Origin of the sequence: Candidatus Binatus sp. (genome assembly GCF_036567905.1) — a bacterium.
Taxonomy (GTDB): Bacteria; Desulfobacterota; Binatia; order Binatales; family Binataceae; genus Binatus.
In genome coordinates, this window is sequence record NZ_DATCTO010000032.1 from 1 (window position 1) to 13,210 (window position 13,210).

At 63.2% G+C, this 13,210-nt stretch carries 13 protein-coding genes and 1 pseudogene; 12 read left to right on the top strand and 2 right to left on the bottom strand.

What is annotated here, in order from left to right; all coding sequences use genetic code 11:
- Positions 1–382: 382 nt before the first annotated feature.
- The 8 genes and pseudogenes from rimP to VIO10_RS04480 all read left to right on the top strand — a co-directional run bounded on the left by rimP (position 383) and on the right by VIO10_RS04480 (position 7,067).
- Positions 383–868: a ribosome maturation factor RimP gene (rimP, locus tag VIO10_RS04445; protein ID WP_331959957.1), complete on the top strand. Its 486-nt coding sequence runs from the start codon at positions 383–385 to the stop codon at positions 866–868.
- Between the two features lie 92 nt (positions 869–960).
- On the top strand, positions 961–2,361 hold the full coding sequence (gene nusA, locus VIO10_RS04450) for a transcription termination factor NusA (RefSeq protein WP_331959959.1): 1,401 nt from the start codon (positions 961–963) through the stop codon (positions 2,359–2,361).
- A complete protein-coding gene (locus VIO10_RS04455) occupies positions 2,345–2,653 on the top strand; it encodes a YlxR family protein (protein ID WP_331959962.1) in 309 nt (102 codons plus the stop codon). Before nusA ends, VIO10_RS04455 begins: the two co-directional genes overlap by 17 nt.
- Before the next feature lie 10 nt (positions 2,654–2,663).
- Positions 2,664–5,528: pseudogene (gene infB / locus VIO10_RS04460) on the top strand (translation initiation factor IF-2); the annotation flags it as partial.
- A gap of 127 nt (positions 5,529–5,655) precedes the next feature.
- Positions 5,656–5,943 carry a DUF503 domain-containing protein gene (locus tag VIO10_RS04465; protein WP_331959968.1) on the top strand — a complete coding sequence of 96 codons (288 nt, stop codon included), beginning with the start codon at positions 5,656–5,658 and terminating at the stop codon, positions 5,941–5,943.
- 62 nt (positions 5,944–6,005) lie between these two features.
- Positions 6,006–6,356: a 30S ribosome-binding factor RbfA gene (gene rbfA, locus VIO10_RS04470; RefSeq protein ID WP_331959972.1), complete on the top strand. Its 351-nt coding sequence runs from the start codon at positions 6,006–6,008 to the stop codon at positions 6,354–6,356.
- A gap of 113 nt (positions 6,357–6,469) precedes the next feature.
- The gene (locus VIO10_RS04475) at positions 6,470–6,676 is read left to right on the top strand and encodes a hypothetical protein (RefSeq protein ID WP_331959975.1); all 207 of its coding nucleotides are present in this window, start codon (positions 6,470–6,472) and stop codon (positions 6,674–6,676) included.
- A 16-nt stretch (positions 6,677–6,692) separates the two neighbouring features.
- On the top strand, positions 6,693–7,067 hold the full coding sequence (locus VIO10_RS04480; RefSeq protein WP_331959978.1) for a PIN domain-containing protein: 375 nt from the start codon (positions 6,693–6,695) through the stop codon (positions 7,065–7,067).
- Between the two features lie 272 nt (positions 7,068–7,339).
- On the opposite strand, the gene VIO10_RS04485 is transcribed toward VIO10_RS04480, so the two are convergent.
- Together VIO10_RS04485 and truB are read right to left on the bottom strand one after the other, a co-directional pair.
- Positions 7,340–7,807, bottom strand: a complete 468-nt coding sequence (locus VIO10_RS04485) for a hypothetical protein (protein WP_331959981.1) — start codon at positions 7,805–7,807, stop codon at positions 7,340–7,342.
- Between the two features lie 118 nt (positions 7,808–7,925).
- Positions 7,926–8,819 (bottom strand): tRNA pseudouridine(55) synthase TruB, encoded by an 894-nt coding sequence (gene truB, locus VIO10_RS04490; protein ID WP_331959984.1) that lies wholly within the window; start codon positions 8,817–8,819, stop codon positions 7,926–7,928.
- A 268-nt stretch (positions 8,820–9,087) separates the two neighbouring features.
- Between truB and rpsO the strand changes: the two genes are divergently transcribed.
- The 4 genes from rpsO to VIO10_RS04510 all read left to right on the top strand — a co-directional run.
- Positions 9,088–9,357 carry a 30S ribosomal protein S15 gene (gene rpsO, locus VIO10_RS04495; RefSeq protein WP_324094762.1) on the top strand — a complete coding sequence of 90 codons (270 nt, stop codon included), beginning with the start codon at positions 9,088–9,090 and terminating at the stop codon, positions 9,355–9,357.
- Positions 9,358–9,515: 158 nt separating this feature from the next.
- A complete protein-coding gene (gene pnp / locus VIO10_RS04500; RefSeq protein WP_349259223.1) occupies positions 9,516–11,609 on the top strand; it encodes a polyribonucleotide nucleotidyltransferase in 2,094 nt (697 codons plus the stop codon).
- A gap of 7 nt (positions 11,610–11,616) precedes the next feature.
- Complete coding sequence (locus VIO10_RS04505; protein ID WP_331959994.1) at positions 11,617–12,879, top strand: pitrilysin family protein; 1,263 nt, start codon at positions 11,617–11,619, stop codon at positions 12,877–12,879.
- A 64-nt stretch (positions 12,880–12,943) separates the two neighbouring features.
- Positions 12,944–13,210, top strand: a 267-nt coding sequence (locus VIO10_RS04510; RefSeq protein ID WP_414645316.1) for a dUTP diphosphatase, incomplete at its 3' end; no start/stop codon positions are given.

Here is a 13,210-nt window from a genome sequence, read left to right on the forward strand (position 1 = left end):
GGCGGCAGCTGCTGCGCAGGCGGTGATTGCGCATCGACGGCAGGGGTGAGCAGGGGCAGGGGTGACCCCTGCACCCAATATTAAGGCCGCCCGCCGTTGGCGGGCGCGGCAGGGCTGAGCCCTGCACCCGGTATTAAGGCCGCGCTCCGTTGTCGCGCGCGGCCAGGGGTGACCGCTGCACCCAAGGTTGAGGAGATCGGCACTGTCGCGGGGTGCGGGCTTCGCGAAAAGCCCGTGCCTTGCTGACAGGCGGGCTGCAGTGGTATCGTGCTCACGTGAAGTGGGCGCGTGCCCACTTTTTTGTTGGTGTCGCAAAAAGGATTTTCGGTTTCGTCACATAAAGCCGACCCCGACGGCCGTAGCGAGCGAGAGGTGAGAGCAGATGGCGGCCTTAAGGCTTCATCCGACCGCGGAAAAGGTGGTCGAGCTGCTCGAGCCGCACATCGAACGCCAGGGTTACGAACTGGTTTCGGTGGATTTTCGCAAGGGCACGCGAAATTCGCTGCTGCGGTTGCTGGTCGACAAGCCGGGCGGCGGAATTTCCCTGAGCGATCTGGAGAAGTTGAGCCCGACGCTGGGCGATTTGCTCGACGTGTACGACCCGGTCGAGGGCCGCTACACACTGGAGGTCGCGTCGCCGGGAATCAACCGCCCGCTGCGCAAGCTGGAGCATTTCGAGGCGGTCAAGGGTGAACGGGTGAAGGTACGAGCGCATCGCGCGCGCGACGGGCAGAAGTCGTTCGTGGGCAGACTGGTGTCGGTCGGTCAAACTGGCATCGAGCTTGACGATGAGACGAGCCGCAAACGGCAGACGATTGGTTTCGACGAGATGTCGGGCGCGAATTACGAATACGATTTTGACAAGTAGATGCAATTGACAAGTAGACGCATGGGCTCCCGTTTCGGCGGAGCAACAAAAATAACTGGCGCGCAGTTCTGTCCGCGCCCCGGGGAGGCGGTATGCAGGTCGATCTGAACCGGGTAATCGAGCAGGTCTCCAAGGAAAAAGGCATCGACAAAACGATCGTGATCAACGCGGTCGAGGAGATGATGCATTCGGCGGCGCGACGCACGTTCGGCCCCGACCGTAATATCGAGTCGCGGTTCAACCCCGAACTCGGCGAAATCGAGCTGTTCGAGATCAAGACGGTCGTCGAAAAAGTGGCCAACGCCGCGGCCGAAGCCGACGTGGCGGAGGCGCGCGCGAAGTACGATCCCGAGGCGGAAGTCGGCGACGAGATTTTGATCAAGCTCGACACCGCCACGATGGGCCGCATCGCGGCGCAGGCGGCCAAGCAAAATCTCATCCAGCATATTCGCGACGCCGAGCGCAAGCAGATTTTCAACGAGTTCAAGGATCGCAAGCAGGAAGTCGTTTCGGGAATCGTGCAGCGCTTTGAGCGCAAGAACATGATCGTCAATCTCGGCCGCACCGAGGCGATCCTGCCCGAGAAGGAGCAGATCCCCCACGAGCGCTATCGCCAGGGCGATCGCATCCGCGCGCTGATTTTAGACGTCGATCTGTCGGAGAAGGGACTTTCGATCGTGCTCTCGCGCACCTCGAACGACTTCCTGATGAAGCTGTTCGAGCAGGAGGTGCCGGAAATTTACGAGGGCATCGTCGAGATTCGCCAGAGCGCGCGCGAGCCCGGCGGACGCGCCAAGGTGGCGGTCTATTCCAAGGATTCGGACGTCGATCCGGTCGGCGCGTGCGTCGGGATGAAGGGCACCCGCGTGCAATCTGTCGTGCAGGAGCTGCGCGGCGAAAAAATCGACATCGTGCCATGGACTGACGACCAGGCCGAGCTGGTGTGCCGCGCGTTGGCGCCGGCCAAGGTCTCCAAAGTGATCATCGACGAGGACGAGCACGCGATGGAAGTGATCGTGCCCGACGATCAACTGTCGCTGGCGATTGGCAAGCGCGGACAGAACGTGCGGTTGGCGCATCGCCTCACCGGCTGGAAGCTCGACGTGCGCAGCGAGATGGAGGCCGAAGAAGAGGCTCGCTCGGCGCGCGCGTCGCTCAACGCAATCCCGGGCATCGGCGACATCAACGCGGAACTGCTCTACCAGTGGGGATTCCGCTCGGCCGAGCAACTGGCGGAGGCCGACGAGACGGCGTTCGACGTCGAGGGAATCAGCGCCGAGCGCGCTACCCAGATAATCAACGCGGCGCGCGAGCACGTCGCCAACAAGAAGATCGCGGCCGAAGCGAAGGCTGCGGCTGCGGCCGAGGCGGCCGAGACAGCTGCGGCGCAAGCTGCTGCGGCAGCCACGGAAGCGGAAGGTGCGGAGGCGGCCTCCGAAACGATCGCGGTGGAACCCGCGCCGGCCGCCACGGAAGATGCGGGAGAAAAGTAATTTTTCACTTTTTCACGGACCCCGGCGTACGTGTGTTGGATGCATGACGCAGGATGCGAAGGCAGCGATGGTGCGGATTGCGATTGTCAATGGGCGCGTCGAAGTTGATTTCGACGCGCGACGCGCCGGGCGCGGCGGCTATTTGCATCCGACGCTTGAATGCGCCGAGCGGTTCGTCGGCTCGAAAGCGAAGGAATTCCGCGCGCTCCGGCGGAAAATAGATCGTCCCGAACGGCTCCAGATAGCGGCGGCAATTAAACTCCGACTGGATAGAAACTCAAAGGTCGAATAGTATAACCAGGATGGCGCGAAAGCGGATCAAAACTCTTGCTACTGAATGGGGATTCCCGGTCGAGGATTTGCTCGCCGGATGCGCCCGCCTAAAGCTCGGGCATACGCAGTCCGAGTCCAGCCTTCTCTCGCCCGAAGAGGCGGACCGGCTCAAGGCCGATCTCGACGAGCAGGCGCATCGCGCGTCGATCCTGCGCCGCGAAACCGTGCTCGAGACGAGCAGCGGAAAAATTCTCGAAAAGCGCCTCAATGCCACCGTGATGCGCCGGCGTCATGCCGAGCCCGGCCAGTCCGCCGGTGGCCCCGATACGCCTTTCCATTTCGAAGTTGAAGAGACCGGCGGCGACTCGTTCGAGGCGCCGTTTCTCGCCGATTCACACGCCGGCGAGCCCGAGGCGCCGGTCACGTTTGACTCGGGGCATCATGCGCAGCCTCCAGTCGCCGAGCCGCATCGCGCGCCCGAGCCGATCGTCGTCAGGCCGGAGCCCGAAATCGAGGAGATTGGCGAGGCCGACTACGAGGCGCATCCGCCCGAGGCGGCCGTTCATATTGAAAAAATGGGACCTGAGCCCGAACCTGAGAATGCGCACGAACCCGAGCCTCGGCCCGTCGTGGTCGAGGCGGCGGCCTCCGCGCCCGAAGCACCGCCGGCGGCGCCCTCGTCGCGCTTCGGTTATCGCACCGATCGTGTGCGCCCGGCGGAATCGGCGGAGCGTGGCTCGATCAATCTGACTCGCGGCTCTCAGACCGGCCCGACGCTCGACGACGGACAGAAGGGACCCAGGGTCCTGGGCAAGATCGATCTCAGACCCAAGGTGCCGCCGCCGCGTCCCGCCTCGCCCGGTTCGCGTACGGCAGCGGGCGCGCCGAGTGCGCGGCCGGGACTGACAGGACGCTTCGCTGCGCAACAGCAGCCGCAAGCGCCGGACGCGATGCCGCAGCTTCCGCCCGATCAAGTGGCCAAGCCCGGTGGCGGACGCGGAATAAAGAAAAAGAAAGTCGTCAAGAAGGGCAGCACCGATCTCGCCGCCGAGCGCGAGATGCGCGGGCTGCGGGTGCCGAAAAAGCGCCGTGCCCTGCCCGGCAAGGAACAGCGAAAAACCGAGATCACCACGCCCAAAGCCTCCAAACGCGTGGTCCGAATCACCGAGGGTGTAACCGTCGGCGATCTCGGCCGCTCGATGGGCGTCAAGGCCGGCGACCTGATCAAGAAGTTGATGGAACTGGGCCAGATGGCGACGCTGAACCAGGTGCTCGACGTGGACACCGCCACACTGCTGGCCGGCGAGTTCGGCTACAGCGTCGAGAACGTTTCCTTCGACGCGGAATCCGCCATCGAAGAGGCGCCCGAGGAAGCTGCGGTGGGCGAAAGCGTCCAGCGCCCGCCGGTCGTCACCGTGATGGGCCACGTCGATCACGGCAAGACCTCGCTGCTCGACGCGATTCGCCACACTAACGTGACCGCGCGCGAGTTCGGCGGAATCACCCAGCACATCGGCGCCTACACCGTCGAGGCAAATGGACGGAAGATCGCCTTCGTCGATACTCCCGGCCATGAGGCGTTCACTGCGATGCGCGCGCGCGGCGCCAAGGTCACCGACATCGTCGTGCTGGTGGTCGCCGCCAACGAAGGCGTGATGCCGCAGACGCAGGAGGCCATCAATCACGCTCGCGCCGCCAACGTTCCCATCATCGTCGCGATCAACAAGATCGATCTGCCCGACGCCAATATCGACAACGTCAAGCAGCGCCTGACCCAGGTCGGCCTGGTGCCCGAAGACTACGGCGGCGACACCATCATCGTGCCGGTCTCGGCTCGCACCGGCGAGGGAATCGACAAGCTGCTCGAAATGATCCTGCTGCAGGCCGACGTGATGGAGCTCAAGGCCAATCCGGCTCGCGCCGCGCGGGGCACGATCATCGAGTCGCAGCTCGACCGCGGCCGCGGCCCGGTCGCCACCGTGCTCATCCAGGAAGGCACGCTGCATCAGGGCGATCCTTTCGTCAGCGGCATCTCGTACGGCCGCGTGCGCGCGATGCAGGATCATCTCGGCCAGCGTCTTACCGAGGCGGGTCCGTCCACTCCGGTCGAGATTTTCGGCCTCTCCAGCGTCCCCGAGCCCGGCACGGTGTTTACTGCGGTGGTCGAGGAATCGAAGGCGCGCCAGGTCGCCGAGTATCGCCGCTCCAAGCAGCGCGAAGGCGAACTCGCCAAGACCAGCCGCATCTCGCTCGAAGACTTGAGCCAGCGTCTGGCGGCGGGCGAGGTCAAGGAACTCAAAGTCATTCTCAAGGGCGACGTGCAGGGCTCGGTCGAGGCGCTCGCCGACGCGCTCTCGCGGCTGTCCACCGAGGAAGTCAAGCTCGAGGTAATCCACGGCTCGGCGGGCGCGATTTCGGAAACCGACGTTACGCTTGCGTCGGCTTCCAAAGCCATCATCATCGGCTTCAATATCCGTCCCGAAGCGAAGGCTGCCAGCCTCGCGGAGAAAGAAGGCGTCGAGATTCGCCTCTACACCGTCATCTACGAAGCGATCAACGACATGCGCGAGGCGATGGAAGGTCTGCTCGCGCCAACCTATCGCGAAAAAGCGCTCGGCCGCGCCGAAGTCCGCAAGATTTTCAGCGTGCCCGGCGCCACCGTCGCCGGATGCATGGTCGTTGACGGCAAGATTTCGCGCAGCGCGCGCGCGCGGCTGGTCCGCGACGGCCGCCCGGTATGGGAAGGCAAGCTCGCCACCCTCAAGCGCTTCAAGGACGACGTGCGCGAAGTCGCGCAGGGCTACGAATGCGGTATCGCGCTCGAAAATTTCAACGACGTGAAACCCGACGACATCATCGAAGCTTTCGAGATGGAAGCGATTCTGCGCAAGCTCGCCGCGCCCAAGCCCGAGACCGTGCGCGGCCAGGCGGCGGTCGAAAAGCAGCTTCAGCCCTAGACTGCGTGTTCGTCGGTCGATCCGGGCGCGCGGGCCTGCGCGTTGGGGGAGGGGGCGTATCATCATGGTCATCGGCATCATGCGGCTGACCCTGTTTCTGCCGGAGAATCATTCGCTCAAGGGCAAACGGCAGGTGCTGCGCGCGATCAAGGCTCGCGTCCGCAACAAGTTCAACGTCTCGATCGCCGAGTCCGACAGCCACGACATGTGGCAGCGCGCCGAGCTGGGCATCGCGCAGGTCGGCAGCGATCGCGCGTTCGTGGACGGGGCGCTGCGCGAGGTCGTGAACTTTATCGATTCGCTGGGCTTGGTCCCGCTCGGCGAAGAGCAGCTCGAAATTATCAACTACTGAATAGTGACTGAGAAATTGAAGCCGCGTCTGTGGTGCGGCTCTCGCGATAGCGGGGAAGAACATTGGCTGAAGGTCGAAGACCAGAGCGCGTCGCCGAGGCGATCTTGAGAGAACTGTCCGGGCTGCTGGTCCGCGATCTCCGCGACCCGCGCCTGCGCGGCATCACGCTGACCGGCGTCAAGATGGACGACGACTTGCGCCACGGCCGCGTCTATTTCTCCCATCTGGAGGGTTCCGTGCGCGCACCCGCCGCGGTCGCCGGCTTCAGGAGCGCCAGCGGCTTCATCCGGCGCGAGATAGGCAAGTCGCTGGGGCTTAGATATACGCCCGAGCTGGATTTCGAATTCGACCCCGCACTCGAGCGCGCCGCCCGCATCGACGCGCTGCTCAAGCAATCCGCCCCCAAGGATTGAGCGCGATTGTCACCGCGATAGCCTCGATTCGCCCCGGCTCGGAGCGCATATTTCGTATGCAGCCTGGATTGCCATATTTGATTACGGCATCGAAGGCTGGTAGATATTATGGCATGAAGCCCGAGCGAAAGATTACCGTGCACGTTCGCAGCGAGCTGCTGGACAAAGCTCAAAAGGCTGCGCGGGCCGGAGTCAGCGAAACCGTTCGAAAGGGTCTCGAGTTGCTGGCTGCCAGCGACGCCTACGACCGGCTCCTGAAGATGCGCGGCAAGGTGAGGTTCTCCGTCGATTTGAGCGAGTTGCGCCAAGACCGGCGGTGATGGTTGAGGATCGGCGGTGATCGCGCTCGACACCAGCTCCACCATAGCCTTCCTGTCCGGCGAACGCGGAAGGGATGTGACCGCCGTCGAAGCCGCTCTGAGGTTTCGACAGGGCGTGTTTCCGCCGGTCGTAGTGACTGAACTTCTCAGCGATCCTATAGTTCGCGCCGACATTGCGGCTCTCATTCGCGCCGTTCCCCAGCTCGAAATCCTCGACGGCTATTGGGAGCGGGCGGGCGAGCTTCGCGCCGGCCTTTTGCGTCGAGGTCTCAAGGCGCGCCTGGCCGATACGCTCATCGCGCAGTCGTGCATTGACCACGAAGTAGCGCTGGTGACGCGAGACCGGGATTTCCGCAATTTTGCGATTCACGCCGGTCTGAGTCTCGAATAGTCCGACAATCGGGAAAAACTGCAGAGTGCGCAGTCAGGCTTCGAGCTTGAAGATCCGCTCGACTATCGCCGTCACCCGCGAGGTCGCCCGCGCCACTGCGAATGGAACCCCGGACTATGACCGGCTCGGGTATTGGCGGCTCTGAGCCGCCCGTACCCGAGGATGCTGACTTTCCGGGGCGAGATTTGGGACGACCAAGCCGCTAAGCAATGGACAGTCTACGGCGCAGGTATCGTCGAATAGCGTGGGATGCTCCGGGCGCTGACGATTCCCTATCGTCCGCTGCTGGGCCGCAGTGACGCTGCGCCCCCCTCGGTGACCGCCGGAATCGTGTTGGTGGAGCAAGCTCCTCCGACGATGCCACTGGCGGGGCCGGATGACGTCACAGCACCACCGTCGAGTGTTTGACTAAGGTATTCTCCGGTCTGCGCCGGGAGCGACAAACTGATAGCATCAATGTCGACAAAACTATCCGCCACGAATCCGGTCGTGAGAGTGACCGAAAAATTCGACCCATCAGAGGAAGTACATCCCATGCCCGCAGTTGGGAAGTTCCCCTGCGCATTGAAGCCGGTCCACGCCTTACACTTGCCCTTGGCGGGAATCTTGAATCCTTGTCCCACCAAAATATAGTTCGTATTAGGAAATCCGCTTATGCAGTAGTTCTTTGCCAGCACTACGCCGGGCGTGAGAAACAGTAGGGTAACGAAACCAGCAATGCCTGCTCGCAGCTTGTACATCGTCGAAACCTCCCTGTGTGTTTGAGTGCTTGATTCGCGTCTTCCGAGCGTAACCCAGTAGGGTCACCTTGTAGCGAAAGCGCGACTCTATAGATAGGGCTCGGCGCTGAACACGGAGTCACGCTTCGAGATTGAAGATCCGCTCGACTATCGCCGTCACCCGCGAGGTCGCCCGCGCAACTGCGATCAGTTCCCCGCTCTCCGATACCACCTTGAACAGCGGCCCCCCCGATGGAACCAGGGAGTCGAGCGCGCGCGAATCGCCGTTGCGCAGCCGCTTCTCGGCGGCCGCATCGACAACCAGCTCCGGCATGCCGACCAGCGCGTCGCGAAGACCAATCAGGCAATTCAGCGGCGCGCCGGAATCCAAGGCATTGAGGACGTCGGCAAGCGCCGACGCGTCGGCAATCGAAAAAGCGCCGTTGCGCGTGCGGCGGAGCTCCTCGAGGTGCGCGACCGTCCCGAGCGCGACGCCGATATCGCGCGCCAGCGAGCGCGCATAAGTGCCCGGCGAGCAAGTCGCGACGAATCGAATCGCATCGGGCGGCTCGCATTTTAGATCGAGACGCTTGATCTCGACGCTGCGTTTCTCGGGCGGCGCAACGTCGTCGCCGCGGCGCGCGAGCCGGTAGAGCGGCACGCCGGCGCGTTTGATCGCGGAGAACACCGGAGGAACCTGCTCGATCGGGCCGGTGAACCGGGCAGTGACCTGCGCGAGCTTCTCAGCCGCGATGGCGGGCACATCGGCGCGGCGGACGACGGCCCCGTCGCGATCGAGCGTGTCGGTCTCGACGCCCAGCCGGATGAGGCCCGCGTATTCCTTGTCGCCGCCGTCGATAAACGGCGCGAGCTTGGTCGCCTCGCCGATCATGATCGGCAGGAGTCCGGTGGCGAATGGATCGAGCGTGCCCAGGTGTCCCACGCGGGCCGGCTTCACGCGCGATTTAACCCGGCGCACCACCTCGGCCGACGAGATTCCGGCGGGTTTATCTACCAGCACAATTGCGTTCATGGGAGATCCCCGACCTTATCCGCTCCTGGGGCGCTGAACAAATAGCGGAGCAGACAGCAATCACGAAACCGCTTACGGGTTTCGGACTTCCTGTTTGTTAATCGCGAAACGTCGCGGACGACGTTTCGCTCCGACAATCGGGGGGAAACTGCCGAGTCCGCGGTTGCCGGTTGTTCAGTGCCCCAAATACCCCGCCTTTACTCTGCCGGCTGGGTCTGTTATTTTGGTCGGCTAAAGATAAAGGAAAAAGGGAAAGTAAGAACTCCGAATGCCTCTTCCATCGGCCCGTAAGCGGGAAGTCATACAAGCCAACGCTCGAACCACCAATGACAGTGGCTCGCCTGAAGTTCAGGTCGCGCTACTTTCGGCCCGGATCGACCAGTTGACCGAGCATCTCGCGGCGCACAAGAAGGATCATCACACGCGCCGTGGACTGTTGCGACTGGTCGGCAAGCGTCGTCGGCTGCTTGATTACCTGCATTCGCGCGACTTTTCGCGATACAAAGGGCTGATCGAAAAGCTGGGTATCCGGAGATAGGCCGCACATATTATGCCGCGCAGCCCGCAACTTTCGGGCGCGCGGGCCTTGGCCTGCCACCCGGCAGTGTCCCAAGGCGCGTCCCCTGTGGCGCCCGGCGGGCAGTGAAAAAACCGCAATCGTCGCACGGCCTCAGTCCTCCCTCACAGGTGTCATTCATGTACGAAAAACTCGAAATTGATTTTGCGGGGCGCAAGCTCTCGCTCGAAACCGGCCGCCTGGCCCGCCAGGCGCACGGCAGTGTGCTCGCGACCTACGGCGATACCGTGGTGCTCGCGACCGCGGTCTCGCAGTATGAAGCGCGGCCCAACATGGACTTTCTGCCGCTCACGGTGGACTACGTCGAGAAGACGTTTGCCGCCGGTAAAATTCCCGGCGGCTTCTTTAAAAGGGAAGGTCGCGCCTCCGAAAAGGAGACTCTGACCTCGCGCTTGATCGACCGATCGATGCGCCCGCTGTTTCCCAAGGGCTACGATCACGAAACCCAAATCATCGTGACCGTGCTCTCCGCCGATCGTGACAACGATCCCGACATGCTCTCGCTGATCGCGGCTTCGGCTGCGCTCCTGATCTCCGACATCCCGCACAAAGGCCCGGTTGCGTCGGTCCGGATGGGCCGGGTGGACGGCAAAATCGTCGTCAATCCCACCCACACGGAGCTCGAGGGCAGCGACCTCTCGCTGGTCATCGCGGCCAACCCCGAGTCGATCATGATGCTAGAGGGCGGCGCGCAGATCGTTGACGAAGAGGCGATCCTGGAAGCGCTGTTCACAGCGCACGAGGCGATGCAGCCGATATTCGCGATGCAGGATGAACTGCGCCGCCGCGCGGGCAAGCCCAAGCGCGAATTCGCCGTCAAGGAACGCGACGCTGCCCTGCTGGCGGCGGTCGAAAGAAGCATCGGCGACAGAATCGAGAAAGCTCTCGCCACCAAGGGCAAGAAAGAGCGCGCCGCGGCGCTATACGCGGTCAGCGACTTTGTCGTGACGGCGCTCGGCGAGAAGTTTACCGACCGCGCCAAGGAAATCATCGAGGCCTGCGACCACCTCGTGCGCACGCGGGTGCGAATGGCGATCCTCGACGACGACAAGCGAATCGACGACCGCAAGTCCACTGACATCCGCGATGTAAGCGCCGACGTGCAGGTCCTCCCACGCACCCATGGCTCCGCCGTGTTCACCCGCGGCGAGACCCAGGCGCTCGCGACCGTCACGCTCGGCACGTCCTCCGACGAGCAGAAGATCGACGCGCTGCTCGGCGAGCGTTTCAAGAAGTTCATGCTGCATTACAACTTCCCGCCATTCTCGACCGGCGAGGTGAAGTTTCTGCGCGCTCCGTCACGGCGCGAAATCGGCCACGGCGCGCTCGCCGAACGCGCGCTCTCGCCGATACTCCCCAATGAAGACGACTTTCCCTACACGATTCGCGTGGTGTCAGACGTGCTCGAGTCCAACGGCAGCTCCTCGATGGCGACGGTATGCGGCGGCAGCCTGGCGTTGATGGACGCGGGCGTGCCCACCAAGTCCGCGGTCGCGGGCATCGCGATGGGTCTGGTCAAGGAAGGCGACAAGGTCCGCGTTCTCACCGACATCCTGGGCGACGAGGACCACCTCGGCGACATGGACTTCAAGGTCGCCGGCACCAAGGCCGGCGTCACCGCGATCCAGATGGACAACAAGGCCGGCGGCGTCTCCAAGGACATCATGCGCCAGGCGCTCCATCAGGCGCGCGACGCTCGCTTGTTCATCCTCGGCGTGATGGAGAAGGCGCTGTCCACGCCGCGCAAGGACGTCTCCACCTACGCGCCGCGAATCGTCACGCTGCACATCAAGCCCGACAAGATTCGCGAAGTGATCGGCCCGGGCGGCAAGGTCATCCGCGGACTGGTCGAGCAGACCGGCTGCAAGATCGATATCGAGGACGACGGCACGGTGTTGATCGCGTCGGCCGACGGGGTCGCGATGGAAAAAGCGATCAGCATGATCCAGGCGATCACTGCCGAGCCCGAAGTCGGCAAAATCTATCACGGCACGGTCCGCAAGATCGTCGAATTCGGCGCCTTCGTCGAGATAATGCCGGGGACCGACGGCCTGCTCCACATCTCGCAAATTTCCAACGAGCGGATCCGCCGCGTCGAGGACGTGCTGCACGAGGGCGACGAGATCAACGTGAAGGTGCTCGACGTCGATCGCAGCGGCAAGATCCGCCTCTCGATGCGCGAGGCCGGGCAGGAATCCGGCAAGGATAAGTAACCGGCGAATGATTCAAAAGAGCGTCATCGGCAACGGCGTGCGGATTTTGACCGAGGCAATGCCGCAGGTGGTGTCGTCGTCGATTGGAATTTGGGTCGAGAACGGCTCGCGCTACGAGGAACCGGCCGAAAACGGCACCTCGCATTTCATCGAGCATCTGCTTTTCAAGGGCACCAAAAAGCGCACCGCCGCGCAAATCGCCGAGGCCTTCGACGCCGTCGGCGGTGTGCTCAACGCCTTCACCGGCAAGGAGTACACCTGTTACTACGCCAAGGTGCTCGGCAAGGACCTCGAGATGGCGACCGAGGTGCTCGCGGACATTTTTCTCGAGTCGGTTTTCGATCCCGCCGAAATAGAGCGCGAGCGCCAGGTCGTATTGCAGGAAATCTCCCAGGCCGAGGACACTCCCGACGACTTCATCCACGACCTGTTCACCGAAAATTTCTGGAAGGGTCATCCGCTCGCGTTACCGATTTTCGGTTCGACCGAGACGGTAAATAAAATAGACCGCGAGCAGCTCACTTCGTTCATGGCGGCGCGCTACCGCTCCAGCCGCGTCTTTATCGCCGCCGCCGGCCAGGTCGAGCACGAGCGTCTTACCGCTAAATGCGCGGGCCTGTTCGGCGGCGTCGCCGGTGACGGCAAGGTCGAGAAATTCTCGCCGCCGGTTGACCGCCCGCTGGTGCTGAACCGGGAAAAGAATCTCGAGCAGGCGCACATCTGCATCGGCGGCCCCGGCATCAGCCAGTCGCATCGGCTCCGCTACGCAGCCTATGTGCTCAACACCGCGCTCGGTGGTGGGATGTCGTCGCGGCTGTTCCAGGAAGTGCGCGAGAAGCGCGGCCGCGTTTACAGCATCTACTCGTTCATCTCGTCGTTCATCGATTCGGGCTACTTCGGCGTCTATGCCGGCACCAATCCGGAATGGGTCGATGAAGTGCTCGAAGTCACCATCGCCGAGCTGCGCAAGGTCGAGCGCGACGGGCTGGAGCCGGCCGAGCTGGCGCGCGCCAAGAGCCAGCTTCAGGGCAACATGCTGCTTGGGATGGAATCCACCGACAGCAGGATGAATCGGCTCGCGCGCAACGAGATTTATTTCCGCCGCGACGTGTCGATGGACGAGTTGTCGGCGGGAATCGAGGCCGTCACCAACGACAACATCGTCGAGTTGGCGTCGTCATGGTTCCAGCCCGACAAGCTCGCGATGGTTCTGCTGGGCGATCTGAAGGGTCGCAAAATCGGCCGCGACGTCTTCGCCCCGCTCGCGTAGCCCGCAGTTCTCTTCAGCGCGCGCTTGCGATCGCGCGGCCAATTCGCCATACGAGATTGCAGCGATGCGACCGACTGTGAAAATTGCGCGGCTGCGCAAAAGCGCGCTGCCGATTCCCGCCTACCATAGCGAGCATGCCGCGGGAATCGATCTGATGGCCGACATCGGCGCGCCGATCGAGATGGCGCCGCGTGAGCGGCGCGCCGTTGCGACCGGCTTCGCCGTCGAGATCCCGGCCGGTTACGAGGGGCAGGTGCGTCCGCGCAGCGGTCGCGCGCTGAAAGAGGGACTCGCGCTGATCAATTCGCCGGGAACCATCGACGCCGACTAT

Coding starts and splice junctions, on each gene's coding strand:
- rimP (WP_331959957.1), top strand. CDS start 383: ATGGCGGCCTTAAGGCTTCATCCGACCGCGGAAAAGGTGGTCGAGCTG.
- nusA (WP_331959959.1), top strand. CDS start 961: ATGCAGGTCGATCTGAACCGGGTAATCGAGCAGGTCTCCAAGGAAAAA.
- VIO10_RS04455 (WP_331959962.1), top strand. CDS start 2,345: ATGCGGGAGAAAAGTAATTTTTCACTTTTTCACGGACCCCGGCGTACG.
- VIO10_RS04465 (WP_331959968.1), top strand. CDS start 5,656: ATGGTCATCGGCATCATGCGGCTGACCCTGTTTCTGCCGGAGAATCAT.
- VIO10_RS04475 (WP_331959975.1), top strand. CDS start 6,470: ATGAAGCCCGAGCGAAAGATTACCGTGCACGTTCGCAGCGAGCTGCTG.
- VIO10_RS04485 (WP_331959981.1), bottom strand. CDS start 7,807: ATGTACAAGCTGCGAGCAGGCATTGCTGGTTTCGTTACCCTACTGTTT.
- truB (WP_331959984.1), bottom strand. CDS start 8,819: ATGAACGCAATTGTGCTGGTAGATAAACCCGCCGGAATCTCGTCGGCC.
- rpsO (WP_324094762.1), top strand. CDS start 9,088: ATGCCTCTTCCATCGGCCCGTAAGCGGGAAGTCATACAAGCCAACGCT.
- pnp (WP_349259223.1), top strand. CDS start 9,516: ATGTACGAAAAACTCGAAATTGATTTTGCGGGGCGCAAGCTCTCGCTC.
- VIO10_RS04505 (WP_331959994.1), top strand. CDS start 11,617: ATGATTCAAAAGAGCGTCATCGGCAACGGCGTGCGGATTTTGACCGAG.